This window comes from Kitasatospora sp. NPDC053308 (genome assembly GCF_055585785.1).
Map to the genome: position 1 here is coordinate 5,181 of NZ_JBVJJY010000041.1, position 13,140 is coordinate 18,320.

The 13,140-nt window shown below is 72.9% G+C and carries 8 protein-coding genes; 5 read left to right on the top strand and 3 right to left on the bottom strand.

The annotated features are described in order from the left end of the window. Positions 1–126 precede the first annotated feature (126 nt). The 3 genes from htpG to ACZ6Y7_RS37540 all read right to left on the bottom strand — a co-directional run bounded on the left by htpG (position 127) and on the right by ACZ6Y7_RS37540 (position 3,769). On the bottom strand, positions 127–2,097 hold the full coding sequence (htpG, locus tag ACZ6Y7_RS37530) for a molecular chaperone HtpG (RefSeq protein WP_465762464.1): 1,971 nt from the start codon (positions 2,095–2,097) through the stop codon (positions 127–129). Positions 2,098–2,196: 99 nt separating this feature from the next. Beyond that, complete coding sequence (locus tag ACZ6Y7_RS37535; protein ID WP_465762465.1) at positions 2,197–2,883, bottom strand: type III effector protein; 687 nt, start codon at positions 2,881–2,883, stop codon at positions 2,197–2,199. 712 nt (positions 2,884–3,595) lie between these two features. Beyond that, positions 3,596–3,769 carry a CsbD family protein gene (locus ACZ6Y7_RS37540; protein WP_465762466.1) on the bottom strand — a complete coding sequence of 58 codons (174 nt, stop codon included), beginning with the start codon at positions 3,767–3,769 and terminating at the stop codon, positions 3,596–3,598. A 197-nt stretch (positions 3,770–3,966) separates the two neighbouring features. On the opposite strand from ACZ6Y7_RS37540, the gene ACZ6Y7_RS37545 reads away from it, so the two are divergent. The 5 genes from ACZ6Y7_RS37545 (at position 3,967) to ACZ6Y7_RS37565 (ending at position 13,042) form a co-directional block, all read left to right on the top strand. Beyond that, on the top strand, positions 3,967–4,137 hold the full coding sequence (locus ACZ6Y7_RS37545; protein ID WP_465762467.1) for a hydrophobic protein: 171 nt from the start codon (positions 3,967–3,969) through the stop codon (positions 4,135–4,137). A 101-nt stretch (positions 4,138–4,238) separates the two neighbouring features. Continuing rightward, positions 4,239–4,577 carry a hypothetical protein gene (locus tag ACZ6Y7_RS37550; protein ID WP_465762468.1) on the top strand — a complete coding sequence of 113 codons (339 nt, stop codon included), beginning with the start codon at positions 4,239–4,241 and terminating at the stop codon, positions 4,575–4,577. Between the two features lie 90 nt (positions 4,578–4,667). Then, positions 4,668–5,681, top strand: coding sequence for a YihY/virulence factor BrkB family protein (locus ACZ6Y7_RS37555; protein ID WP_465762469.1), 1,014 nt, complete (start codon positions 4,668–4,670; stop codon positions 5,679–5,681). 255 nt (positions 5,682–5,936) lie between these two features. Continuing rightward, positions 5,937–10,526 (top strand): HAMP domain-containing protein, encoded by a 4,590-nt coding sequence (locus tag ACZ6Y7_RS37560; RefSeq protein ID WP_465762470.1) that lies wholly within the window; start codon positions 5,937–5,939, stop codon positions 10,524–10,526. A gap of 59 nt (positions 10,527–10,585) precedes the next feature. Further along, on the top strand, positions 10,586–13,042 hold the full coding sequence (locus ACZ6Y7_RS37565) for a SpoIIE family protein phosphatase (protein ID WP_465762481.1): 2,457 nt from the start codon (positions 10,586–10,588) through the stop codon (positions 13,040–13,042). Positions 13,043–13,140: the final 98 nt, after the last annotated feature.

Sequence of the window (13,140 nt, forward strand, 5' to 3'; positions counted from 1 at the left end):
TCCCCCCTCCTATACTTGTGGGATAACAACCCTCCTCCCCCCCCCGCCCTCAACCAGACCCCCTCCCCCCCCCCCCCCCCTCTTCCCGGCGCCCCCCCCCGGCGCGGGTCGGAAACCGCGAGCGGTTTACAGGGTGCGGGTGAGGCGGTCGGTCAGGAGGCGGGTGAAGCGGGCCGGGTCGGGCAGGTCGCCGCCTTCGGCGAGCAGGGCGCTGCCGTGGACGAGTTCCGCGATCTCGGCGAGCGCCGGGTCGTCGGCGTTCGCCCCGTGCGCCTCGCGCAGCGCGGTGATCAGGGGGTGGGTCGGGTTGAGTTCGAGGATCCGCTTGACGGCGGGGAGTTCCTGGCCCATCGCCCGGTACATCTTCTCCAGCGTGGGAGTCAGGTCGTGGGCGTCCCCCACCAGGCAGGCGGCGGAGGTGGTCAGGCGGGTGGAGAGGCGGACGTCCTTGACGTGCTCGGCCAGGACCGTGCGGAGCCAGGGCAGGAGGGCGGCGAAGTCCTCCTCGCGCCGGGCCTTCTCGCTCTTGGCCTCCTCGCCGCCCTCGCCGTCGGTGTCGTCGTCGAGGTCGACCCGGCCCTTGGCGATGGACTGGAAGCGGTGGCCGTCGAAGGCGGGGACCTGGTCGGTCCAGACCTCGTCGACGGGGTCGGTGAGGATCAGCACCTCGTAGCCCTTGGCGGTGAAGGCCTCCATGTGCGGGGAGTTCTCCACCATCGCCCGGTTCTCGCCGGTCAGGTAGTAGATGGTGTCCTGGCCGTCCTTCATCCGCGCGACGTACTCGCGCAGCGTGGTCGGCTTCTCCGGGTCGTTCGTCGAGGCGGCGCTGACCAGTTCCAGCAGCGCGTCGGTGTTGTCGCGGTCCTCGAACAGGCCTTCCTTGAGGACGCGGCCGAACTGCTCCCAGAACGAGAGGTAGGCCTCGGTGTCGTTGGCCTGCATGTTCTTGAGCGCGCCGAGGACCTTCTTGACGAGGCGCCGGCGCACGGCGGTGATCTGCCGGTCGTGCTGCAGGATCTCGCGGGAGACGTTCAGCGACAGGTCGTGGGCGTCGACGACGCCCTTGACGAAGCGCAGGTAGTTCGGCATCAGCGCGTCGCAGTCGTCCATGATGAACACGCGCTTGACGTACAGCTGCACCCCGCGCTTGGTGTCGCGGGAGAACAGGTCGAACGGGGCGTGCGCGGGGACGAACAGCAGCGCCTCGTACTCGAAGGTGCCCTCGGCGCGCATGTGGATGGTCTCGGCCGGGGGCTGCCAGTCGTGGCTGATCTGCTGGTAGAACTCGCTGTACTCGGCCTCGGTCACCTCACTGCGCGGGCGGGCCCAGAGCGCCTTCATCGAGTTCAGCGTCTCCGGCTCGGCCCGGCGGGCGCCCGCGTCCCCGTCCTCGGTGCCGGCCTCGGCGCCGGACTCGGTGCCGGTTCCGGTGGCGGCGGGTTCGGGGGCCATCCGGATGGGCCAGCGGATGAAGTCCGAGTACTGCTTGACGATCTGGCGGATCTTCCACCCGGCCAGGTAGTCGCCCAGACCGTCCTCGCCGTCGGCCGGCTTGAGGTGCAGCGTGACCGAGGTGCCCACCGGCAGGTCGTCGGCGTCCGCGATCGTGTAGCTGCCCTCGCCGTCGGACTCCCACACGGTGCCCTGCTCGGTGCCGGCCCGCCGGGTGTGCAGGGTGACCTTGTCGGCGACCATGAACGCCGAGTAGAAACCGACGCCGAACTGGCCGATCAGGCTCTGCGCCGCCTCCGCGTCCTTGGCCTCCTTGACCTTGGCCAGCAGGCTCGCGGTGCCGGACTTGGCGATGGTGCCGATCAGGTCGACGACGTCCTCGCGGGTCATGCCGATGCCGTTGTCCCGCACGGTCAGGGTGCGGGCGTCCCGGTCGGTCTCCAGGGTGATGTGCAGGTCGGACGTGTCGACGCCGAGGCCGGTGTCGGTGAGGGACTCCAGGCGGAGCTTGTCCAGGGCGTCGGAGGCGTTGGAGATCAGCTCGCGCAGGAAGATGTCCTTGTTCGAGTAGATCGAGTGGATCACCAGCTGCAGCAGCTGGCGGGTCTCCGCCTGGAACTCCAGCGTCTGGGTCGGGCTGGCCACGGGGGGGCGTCTCCTTCGGGAGTGGGGAACGGGTGGGGATCGGATCGGGTGCCGCCGGGGCGCTCCGCGCTCGGACCGCGGCGGTCGACGGCCTGCGGGTCACGGCAGGGCCGGGGGTCTGCGGCGCCGGCGGTCGCTGTCGGCGCGCAGCCGGTCGGTCCGGACGGCGAGCCGGTCGAGGCGGTCGGCGAGCTGGGGGTGGTCCGCTGCCAGGTGGGGTCGGGTCTCGGCGAGCGGACCGAGCAGCCGGGCGGGGTCGTGGTGGCCCAGCGCCGCCAGGAGGCGGGCCACGGCGGGGGCCGCCTGGGCGGTGAGGCCGTCCAGGGCGCCGATCTGTCCGGCGAGGCGGCGCAGCTCGGCCGCGTTGTCCCGGGCCCAGGTGGTCACCGCGCGGTCGGCGGCGCGCCGGTCACGGGCCGCCCGGACCCGCTGCTCACCGGTGCTGCCGGCCTCGGTACCGACATCGGCGTCGGGACGCAGCCGCAGGTAGCGGCGCTCGGCGGCCTGGCGACTCTGCACGCCCATCGGTTCGGCGAGGTCGGCCCAGGTGGCCCCGGCGTCGCGGGCGGTCTCGATCAGGCCGGTCTCCCAGCCCGCGAGCTCCTCGCGCAGGCGGCGCAGCGTCATGAGGGCGGCGAGGGCCTGCTGCGGGTCGTTCCGGCCCGCGTCGTCCCGGGGTGCACGGCGGGCGGTGCGGGCGGCGGCGTCCATCGTGTGCAGGGCGGAGGCGGCGGCCAGGAACGACGCGGGGCCCGTCCCGGCGGGGGCGTTGTCCTGCGGTGCCATCCTGTCGTCCTTCCGCTGACCGACGTTGTGTCGTCGTTCGGATGACAGGTTACACGCCCGGGGCGCCGGACCGGGCCCGGTCGCGCAGCACGGTGTCCTCGCCGCGCGGGTCGCGCGGCGAGGACACGGGCGTGCGGAGCCCGCGGTCACGTCGGCACGGCGTCCGTGCGGACGTGACCCCTGGGCGGTTCAGCAGCGCGGGCGCGCGTGACGCGACCGCTGGACCCCCCGCCCCGCCCGGCCCGCGGCGGGGCGGGCGGAACGACGGCGGTGGCCGGACGACGGTCCGGTGGCGGCCAGCAGCATCGCGAGTGCGAGCGGGACCAGGAGCAACACCATCGACAAGGTCATCCTCGCCTCCAGGGCTTACGACACGAGTTCGGCGACTTCGTCTTCCCCGCGCGTCTCCGGGCATGCCCGGCCATGCCCGGCCCATGTCCGGCCGGCGCCTGGTGGCCCGCGCCGCCCGTGCCGCCGTGTCCCCGCGCCCCGGACACCCCGGCGCGGTCCGGCGTCGCGGGGGCGGGCGGTGCGCAGCTCGGTCCAGGCCGTCCACCGGCGTCGCTCGCGGACGCCCAGGGCGCACGAACGCACCGGGGCCGTGTCGTCCGTGACCGGCGTCCGGTCCGTCCCCGCGTGCCCCGGCGGTATGACGGCATGACGGTGGTGGTGGCCCCGGCGTCCGGCGGGGCCACCACCACGGCGGTCGAGGTCAGTCCTTGAAGGCGTCCTTGATCTTCTCGGCCGCCTGCTTGACGTCACCCTTCACCTGGGCGGCCTTGCCTTCGGCCTCCACCCGCTCGTTGCCGGTCGCCTTCCCGACGCCTTCCTTGACCACGCCCTTGGCCTTCTCCGCGGCGTTCTCGATCTTGTCGCTGGCACTCATACCGACCTCCGGTTCGTCGAAGCTGTCAGGGCCCCTGCTGCCCCGATCCGGGCGGACCATTCCTTCCGGCGGCCCACGGGCGTACCGCGCCGCGGCACGGCGGCGCACCTGTGCCGCACGAACGCGGAAAGTCGCTGGAATGCCCGGGCGGGTTCGGGGAAGCCGAAGTCCACCAAGCGACTTGGAGGTCCTTCGCCATGGTTCCCCTTCTCCTCGTACTCCTGCTGGCCCTGCTCCTGTTCGGAGCGGGTTTCGCCGTCAAAATCCTCTGGTGGGTCGCCGTCGCCGTCCTCGTCGTCTGGCTGCTGGGCTTCGTCGCCCGCGGCACCGGCGCCTCCGGCAGCCGCGGCCGCTGGTACCGCTGGTAATCCACCCGCGCCCGGACCACGGCTCCGCGGGGGACGCGTCGGGGCGATGCGCACCCGGGCACCGCAGCCCACACTCCGTCAACCGGAAGGAATCAGCCGCCATGAGCTCACTCGACAGCATCACCACGACCACCGCAGGCGCCCTGCGCTCCGGTCGTGCGCACACCCGCGAGACGGCACGGGCCGGCATCGCCGGTCTCCGCGGCGCCGCGGAGACCGTCGGGGCGCGACTGGAGCACGCGCTCCACGGCCCGGTGACGGACCGCGCCGCCCACTCCACCCTCGACACGGTGCGGCGCGCCGCCCGCCGGAGCCGGGCCGCGGTCGGGACGGCGGCCGGACGGCCGGTGGCGGCCGGCCGACGGCTCGCACCCGTCGGCGCCGGGGCGCTGGCGGTCGGCGTGCTCGTCGTCCTCGTGGTCCGTCGGCGGCGCGGCTGACGGCCGGTTCCTTCGGCCCGGTCGGCGGGCCGCCTGCCCTGGCGGCCCGCCGACCGAGGTGTGTCCGCCCTCCTACGGGGATGGTGCTCCATGAGTGTGCTCGGCAGTCTCGACGCGTACCAACGGCGGCACCGCCGGGTGGCTTTCGCGCTCGGGGTGGTCTACAAGTTCATCGACGATCAGGGCACCTACCTGGCCGCCCTGATCACGTACTACGGCTTCCTGTCGCTCTTCCCGATGCTGCTGCTCCTGGTCACCGTGCTGGGCTTCGCGCTGCGCGGGGACGTGCGGCTGCAGCAGGAGGTGCTGCACTCGGCGCTCAGCCAGTTCCCCGTCATCGGGGACCAGGTGGCGCACAACGTCCATTCCTTCCAGGGCAGCGGCTTCGCCCTCTGCGTGGGCGTCGCGGGCAGTCTCTACGGGGCGCTGGGCGTGGCGCAGGCCATCCAGAACGCCTTCAACACGGTGTGGGCCGTGCCGCAGCACCGCCGCCCCACGGCCGTGGCCGCCCGGCTGCGCGGGCTCGCCCTGCTGGGGCTGCTGGCCCTGGCGGTCGGCGCGTCCGGCGCGTCGGCCGCCGTCACGGCGACGACACACGACCTGCCCGCCTGGCTGGAGTGGGGGGTGCGGGCCGGAGGCGTCCCGGCCTCGGTCGCCCTCGACACGGCGCTGCTGCTGCTGGGGTTCAAACTGCTGACCGGGCGTCACCTCCGCGTCCGCCCGTTGTGGCCGGAGGCGTTGGCCGCCGCGCTGGCCTGGCAGGTGCTCCTGGGGGTCGGCACCTACTACGTCGGGCACGTGCTGCGCGGGGCGACGGCCACGTACGGGCTGTTCGGCATCGTGCTCGGCCTGATGGCCTGGATCTACCTGGGCGCCCTCGTCCTGGTCGTCTGCGCGGAGAGCACGGCGGTCCGCACCCGGCGCCTGTGGCCGCGCGGCATCACCGCCCCCTTCACCGACGACGCTCCGCTGAGCGGCGCGGACCGCCGCGCCTACATCTCGTACGCCACCGCGGCCGCGTTCAAGCCGTGCGAGGACATCCGCGTCGCCTTCCGCCCGCCCGCGGCCGAGGGCGCCCAGGGTTCCCCGCCTACGGGCACCTGACCCGTTCCGGCCCGGCCGAACGCCGGTCCCCCGACACGTCCGGCATCGGGGGCCCGCCCCGGACGCGGCACCCGGCCTGCGGCCGTGGGGTGTGCGGGGCGTCCGGCGCCGAGGCGGGTGCGGTTCGCGGCCGGACAAGGGCTGGGGTAGCCTCCTGGCCGGTGCGTTCACCTTCGGGGGGATTCGCCGGACGTGCAGGCGCACTGACACGGCGCACCAGCCTCGGGGCCGGGCGTTCTACACAGGAGGCGTTCGATGGCTGGTTCGACGAAGTCCACGACCGTTCCGCAGCGGCGGGCTCCGTCGGCTCCTCCGTCGGCGCAGGTGGGCGAGCCGGAACTGCGTCAGTTGCTGGCGGGTCTGACGGCCGTGCGCGACGGGGACTTCGGCACCCGGTTGCCGGGTGAGGCGGACGGTCTGCTGGGTGAGATCGCCACCGTCTTCAACGGGATGGTCGACCAGCTCGCGCTGTTCACCTCCGAGGTCACCCGGGTGGCACGGGAGGTCGGCACCGAGGGCAGGCTCGGCGGCCAGGCCGAGGTGCCGGGCGTGTCGGGGACCTGGAAGGACCTGACGGACTCGGTCAACGCGATGGCCGGCAACCTGACCAGCCAGGTCCGGGACATCGCCCAGGTCGCCACCGCGGTCGCCAAGGGCGACCTCTCGCAGAAGATCGACGTCGCGGCGCGGGGTGAGATCCTCGAACTGAAGAACACCGTCAACACGATGGTCGACCAGCTGAGCGCCTTCGCCGACGAGGTCACCCGCGTCGCCCGCGAAGTGGGCAGCGAGGGCCGGCTCGGCGGCCAGGCGCAGGTGCCGGGCGTCGCGGGCACCTGGCGGGACCTCACGGACTCGGTCAACTTCATGGCCGGCAACCTGACCGACCAGGTCCGCAACATCGCCCAGGTGACCACGGCCGTCGCCAAGGGCGACCTGTCCCAGAAGATCACCGTGGACGCCCGCGGCGAGATCCTGGAGCTGAAGAACACCGTCAACACGATGGTCGACCAGCTCTCCGCCTTCGCCGACGAAGTGACCAGGATGGCGCGCGAGGTCGGCACCGAGGGCCGGCTCGGCGGCCAGGCGCAGGTGCCCGGGGTCGCGGGCACCTGGCGGGACCTCACGGACTCGGTCAACTTCATGGCCGGCAACCTGACCGCGCAGGTCCGCTCCATCGCCCAGGTCGCCACCGCGGTCGCCAAGGGCGACCTCTCGCAGAAGATCACCGTGGACGCCCGCGGCGAGATCCTCGAACTCAAGGACACCATCAACACGATGGTCGACCAGCTGAGCGCCTTCGCCGGGGAGGTGACCCGGGTCGCCCGCGAGGTCGGCACCGAGGGCCGGCTCGGCGGCCAGGCCGACGTCCGCGACGTGTCGGGCACCTGGCGCGACCTGACCGAGTCGGTCAACGTCATGGCCGACAACCTGACCGCGCAGGTCCGCTCCATCGCCCAGGTGACGACCGCGGTGGCCCGGGGCGACCTCTCGCAGAAGATCCGGGTGGACGCCCGCGGCGAGATCCTCGAGCTGAAGGAGACCATCAACACGATGGTCGACCAGCTCTCCGCCTTCGCCGACGAGGTCACCCGCGTGGCGCGCGAGGTCGGCACCGAGGGCAACCTCGGCGGCCAGGCCACCGTGCGGGGGGCTTCCGGCACCTGGAAGGACCTCACCGACAACGTCAACGTGATGGCCTCCAACCTCACCGGGCAGGTCCGCTCCATCGCGCAGGTCGCCACCGCGGTCGCCAAGGGCGACCTGTCGCAGAAGATCAACGTCGAGGCCAAGGGCGAGGTCGCCGCGCTGGCCGGTGTCATCAACACCATGGTCGACACCCTCTCGGCCTTCGCCGACGAGGTGACCCGCGTGGCCAGGGAGGTCGGCACCGAGGGCACCCTCGGCGGCCAGGCCCGGGTGCCGAACGTCGCCGGGACGTGGAAGGACCTCACCGACAACGTCAACTTCATGGCGCACAACCTGACCAGCCAGGTCCGCAACATCGCGCAGGTCACCACCGCCGTCGCCAACGGCGACCTGACCCGCAAGATCGACGTCGACGCCCGCGGCGAGATCCTCGAGCTCAAGACGACCATCAACACCATGGTCGACCAGCTCTCCTCCTTCGCCGCCGAGGTCACCCGGGTCGCCCGGGAGGTCGGCAGCGAGGGCCGGCTCGGGGGCCAGGCCGAGGTCGAGGGGGTCTCCGGCACCTGGAAGCGGCTCACCGAGAACGTCAACGAGCTGGCCGGCAACCTCACCCGGCAGGTCCGGGCGATCGCCGAGGTCACCAGCGCCGTCGCGGCCGGCGACCTGACCCGCTCGATCACCGTCGACGCCTCCGGCGAGGTCGCCGACCTCAAGGACAACATCAACTTCATGGTCGAGTCGCTGCGCGAGACCACCCGCGCCAACGAGGACCAGGACTGGCTGAAGTCCAACCTCGCGCGCATCTCCGGCCTGATGCAGGGCCGGCGCGAGCTCGCCGTCGTCGCCGAGCTGATCATGGACGAGCTGACCCCGCTGGTCGGCGCCCAGTACGGCGCCTTCTACCTCGCCGAGGAGACCGGGGAGGGGACCTACCTGAACCTGATCGGCTCCTATGCCCACCCGGACGAGAGCGCCAGCACCCGGTTCAGGCTCGGCCAGTCGCTCGTCGGCCAGGCCGCGCGGAGCAAGCGCACCATCGCCGTCGACGAGCTGCCGCCCGGCTACGTCCAGGTCACCTCCGGCCTGGGCCGCACCGAGCCCGTCTGCCTGGTCGCGCTGCCGATCGTGGTCGAGGAGCAGGTCCTCGGCGTGATCGAACTCGCCACCGTGCACCGCTTCACCGAGGTCCACCGCGACTTCCTGGAACAGCTGCGGGAGGCGATCGGCGTCAACGTCAACACCATCGTCGCCAACGCCCGCACCGACGAACTCCTCGGCGAGTCGCAGCGCCTCACCGCCGAACTGCGGGCCCGTTCCGAGGAGCTGCAGGCCCGTCAGGAGGAATTGCAGGCCTCCAACGCGGAGCTGGAGGAGAAGGCGGAGCTGCTGGCCGCGCAGAACCGGGACATCGAGACCAAGAACCTGGAGATCGAACAGGCCCGCCAGGAACTCGAGGAGCGCGCCCACCAGCTGTCCCTGGCCTCCACCTACAAGTCGGAGTTCCTGGCCAACATGAGCCACGAACTGCGCACCCCGCTCAACAGCCTGCTCATCCTCGCCCAGCTGCTCGCCCAGAACCCGACCCGGAACCTGACGGCCAAGCAGGTCGAGTACGCGGGCATCATCCACTCCGCCGGCTCCGACCTCCTCCAGCTCATCAACGACATCCTCGACCTGTCCAAGGTCGAGGCCGGCAAGATGGACGTCAACCCCGAACGCGTCCCGCTGCGCAAGCTGCTCGACTACGTCGAGGCCACCTTCCGGCCGATGACCAGCCAGAAGAGCCTGGCCTTCGGCGTCCACACCGCACCGGCCGTACCGGCCGAACTGCTCACCGACGAGTACCGGCTGCGCCAGGTCCTGCGCAACCTGCTCTCCAACGCCGTCAAGTTCACCGAGAAGGGCAGCGTCGAGCTGCGCATCGAAACCGTCGAGGAGTCGCAGGCGCCCGAGGCGGCGCGCCGCGGCGGCCCCGTGGTCGCCTTCCGCGTGGTGGACACCGGGATCGGCATCGCCCCCCAGCACCTGGAGACCGTCTTCGGCGCCTTCCAGCAGGCCGACGGCACCACCAGCCGCAAGTACGGCGGGACCGGCCTGGGCCTGTCGATCAGCCGCGAGATCGCCTTCCTGCTCGGCGGCGTCATCACCGCCGAGAGCACCCCCGGCCAGGGCAGCACGTTCACGCTCTACCTGCCCGCCGCCCGCCCCGACTTCGCCGAGCCGGGCGTCCAGGTCGGCGGCGAGCCGCCGCAGCCCGGCTCCTTCGAGGGGCCCGCCGCGCCGGAGGCGCTCGAGCCGGTCGAAACCGCCACGCGGGGCACCGATCCCGCCCAGCCCAAGAGGCTGCTGGTGGTCGAGGAACGACCCCACGGCCTGCTGTCGCTGGTCGCGGAGAGCGCCGTCAGCGACCTGGCCGGTCACGCGGACCTCGGCGCCCCGCGGTCCGCGGTGGAGATCATCACCGCGGTCGGAGCCTCGGAAGCCGCGGCGGCGCTGGCCACCACGCCCTGCCACGGCGTCGTCCTCGAAGTCGACCTGCCCGACGGCGCCGCGATGCGTTTCCTCGACGAGATGACCCGGGACGCGGGACTGCACGGCGTACCGGTGCTGGCCCACCACAACCGCCGGCTGGGGAGCGAGGAGGAGAGCGCCCTGGAGGCGTACGCGGCCGGTCAGCCGCTGGAGCTGATCTCCAGCCTCGACGAGCTGCGCGAGCGGATCGCCCTGCACCTGAGCGCGGACCAGCCCGGCGACGTGCTCCCGCTGGTCCGCACGGAAGCGGCTCCGGCCGCCGCGGGCCAGGAACCCGACCACGCGCTGGCGGGCCGCACCGTCCTGGTGGTCGACGACGACGACCGCAACCTCTACGCCCTCACCGGGATCCTCGAACTGCACGGTGGGCGGGTGCTCCAGGCCGAGAACGGCCGGGCCGCTCTCGACACGCTCGCCGCGCACGGCGAGATCGACGTGATCCTGATGGACGTCATGATGCCCGAGATGGACGGCTACGCGGCCACCGCCGCCATCCGCGCCATGCCCGAGCACGCCGACCTGCCGATCATCGCCGTCACCGCCAAGGCGATGGTCGGCGACCGCGAGAAGAGCCTGGCCTCCGGTGCCTCCGACTACGTCACCAAACCGGTGGACGCGAGCGACCTGATCGCCCGCATCAAGCAGCAGCTCGCGCCCTGACGCCCGCTCGCACCGGCCACCCGCCCCCACCCGTACACCGAGGAACCAGCGTGCTCAGCATCCCCGAGCTCGGCAGCACCGGCGAGCAGCCGGACGCCGCCGCGGACCGCCTGCCGAACCGGCGGGTGCCGGGCCGGCCGCCCGCGGACGACGCCCGGCGCCGGCCCGACGGCGACCCGCCCCGTTCCGCATCCCTCGGCCGCCTCGCCGACGTGGTCGAGCGGCTGCGCCGCGAACTGTGGCACGCGCAGACCCAGGCCGAAGGCAAGGCCCTGATCGACATGGCCACCGGCGTCCTGGTGGAGCGGTTGGGCTGCGGCCCCGCCGAGGCGGCCGGCCAGCTGAAGGGCCTGGCCGAACAGGCCCGGATCACGCCCCTCGAACTGGCCGCCGACCTGGTCAACAAGGCCTCCCGTGACCACATCGCCGAGCTCGCCCGGGACTTCGTCGACGCCGTGTCCCGGCCCGCCTCCCCGTCCGTGGGCCTGCGGCTGCGCACCGCGGAGGCGAGCGCCCTCACCGGCCAGGACGCCCACGCCGTGGCCCGGTCGATCCTTGAGCACGCGCTGCGCCCGCTCGGCGCCTCGGCGGTGGCGATCTGGGCGGCCCACCCGGACCAGTCCCTGTCCCTGGCCGGAAGCGCCGGCTTCGCCGCCGACGAGTCAGGCCGGTGGCGCTACGTACCGCCCGGGGTTCCCACCCCTGCCCGGCAGGCGCTCGACCACCGGGCCCTCACCCGCTACGAGACCCTCGCCGGCGCCGCGCTGCCCTCCATCGGGCAGCGCGAACTGACCGGCGGCCGCGTCGTCGTGCCCTCCGGCTCCGGCGGACGGATCATCGGAGCCCTGGAGATCTGCTGGGCCGATCCGCTGCCCGAGCAGCCCCAACCCGTGCAGCGGCAGTTCGAGGTCCTCGCCACCCTGTGCGCCACCGTCCTCGAAGGCGGTGACACGCCGGAGCACGGCCCGGCCGAACCGGCCGTCGCCCCCCGGCTGACCGAACTCCTGGAACTCACCGACGGGCTGAACGACCCGTGCATGGTCCTGGAGCCGATGCCCGGCCCGACGCCGGACCAGGTCGGGTTCCGCATCCGCCACGTCAACGTGAGGTTCGTCGACTTCGCCGGGCGCCCGCGCAGTGCTGTCGTCGGCTACCCGCTCCTGGAGGCCTACCCCCTGGCCGCCGAGCCCGGCGGCCTGTGCGAGAAGGTGGAACACGTCCTCGCCACCGGCGAGCCGTTCCGCGCCGACCGGATGCGACTGGCCGCCGTCGTCGACGGCGTCCCGCTCGCCACCGACGCCAAGGTCAGCATCTCCCGGTCCGGCGACCACGTCGTCGTCGTCTGGCAGCTGGACGAAGGCATGCCCAGGGTCGCCAGGCTCCTCCAGCACGCCCAGCGCCTGGGGCGCATCGGAGGCTTCGAGGAGAACGTCCTCACCCACGAGATCGCCTGGAACGACACGCTCTACGACCTCCACGGCCTGCCCCCCACGGCGCAGCCCATCCCCTTGGAGCAACTCGCCGCCCACGCCCACCCGGACGACGAGCACTCCATCGGGCGCTTCCTGCGCACCCTCCTGCACCACCGGCGGCCCGCCTCGACGGCCTTCCGCCTCCGCCGGCCCGACGGCGTCGCCCGCCACATCCGCGTGGTCGCCGAACCGGTGCTGGACGACGATTCCCGCCTCACCGCCGTCCGCGGCGCCTACCAGGACGTCTCCGCCCAGCACTGGACCGAGGTGGCGCTGGCCGCCACCCGCGACCAGCTCGCCCAGACCGAGGAGCAGGCCGCCGAACGCAGCCGCCTCGCCCTCCAGCTCCAGCACGCCATCATGCCGCCCAACCGCGGCCCCCGGGATCTCCACGACCTTCGCGTCGCCGTGCGCTACCGCCCGGCCGAAAAGGACCACGTGGTCGGCGGCGACTGGTACGACGCCGTCACGCTCCCCAGCGGTCAGGTGCTGCTGTGCGTGGGCGACGTGGCCGGCCACGGCATCGAAGCGGCCACCGGCATGGTCGCCCTGCGCAACGCCCTGCGCGGACTGGCCGCCACCGGCGCAGGACCCGCCCAGCTGCTGACCTGGCTGAACACGGTGACCCACCACCTGACCGACAACGTCACGGCCACCGCCGTCTGCGGCCTCTACGAGCCCGAGACCCGGCAGTTGCGCTGGGCCCGGGCCGGCCACCTGCCCCCGGTCCTCATCCGGGACGGCAGTGCCAGCGCCCTGCCCACCGTCGGCGGGATCCTCCTGGGCGCCCTCGACGACGCCGAGTACGAGGAGGCCGAACTCCGGCTGGAGGCCGGCGACACCCTGATGATGTACACCGACGGCCTCATCGAGCGCAGGGACCGCTCGGTCCAGACCTCCCTGGACAACCTGCTGGCCATCGCCCAACGGCCCTACGACGGAGGGCAGTCGCCGGACCTGGAGCGACAACTCGACCTGTTGCTGCGGTACACCAACGCGGACACCGACGACGACACCTGCCTCATCGGGGTGCGCGTACGCTGACCGGCGCCGGGGTCGACGCGGGGGGGTGTGGTGGGGGGGGGGGGGGGGGGGATGGGGGGGGGGGGGGGGGGGAACAGGGACAAGCACAAGCGGAATGA

Excerpts from the sequence above, each read along its gene's own strand:
- ACZ6Y7_RS37535 (WP_465762465.1), bottom strand. The coding sequence starts at position 2,883 with ATGGCACCGCAGGACAACGCCCCCGCCGGGACGGGCCCCGCGTCGTTC.
- ACZ6Y7_RS37540 (WP_465762466.1), bottom strand. The coding sequence starts at position 3,769 with ATGAGTGCCAGCGACAAGATCGAGAACGCCGCGGAGAAGGCCAAGGGC.
- ACZ6Y7_RS37545 (WP_465762467.1), top strand. The coding sequence starts at position 3,967 with ATGGTTCCCCTTCTCCTCGTACTCCTGCTGGCCCTGCTCCTGTTCGGA.
- ACZ6Y7_RS37550 (WP_465762468.1), top strand. The coding sequence starts at position 4,239 with ATGAGCTCACTCGACAGCATCACCACGACCACCGCAGGCGCCCTGCGC.
- ACZ6Y7_RS37555 (WP_465762469.1), top strand. The coding sequence starts at position 4,668 with ATGAGTGTGCTCGGCAGTCTCGACGCGTACCAACGGCGGCACCGCCGG.
- ACZ6Y7_RS37560 (WP_465762470.1), top strand. The coding sequence starts at position 5,937 with ATGGCTGGTTCGACGAAGTCCACGACCGTTCCGCAGCGGCGGGCTCCG.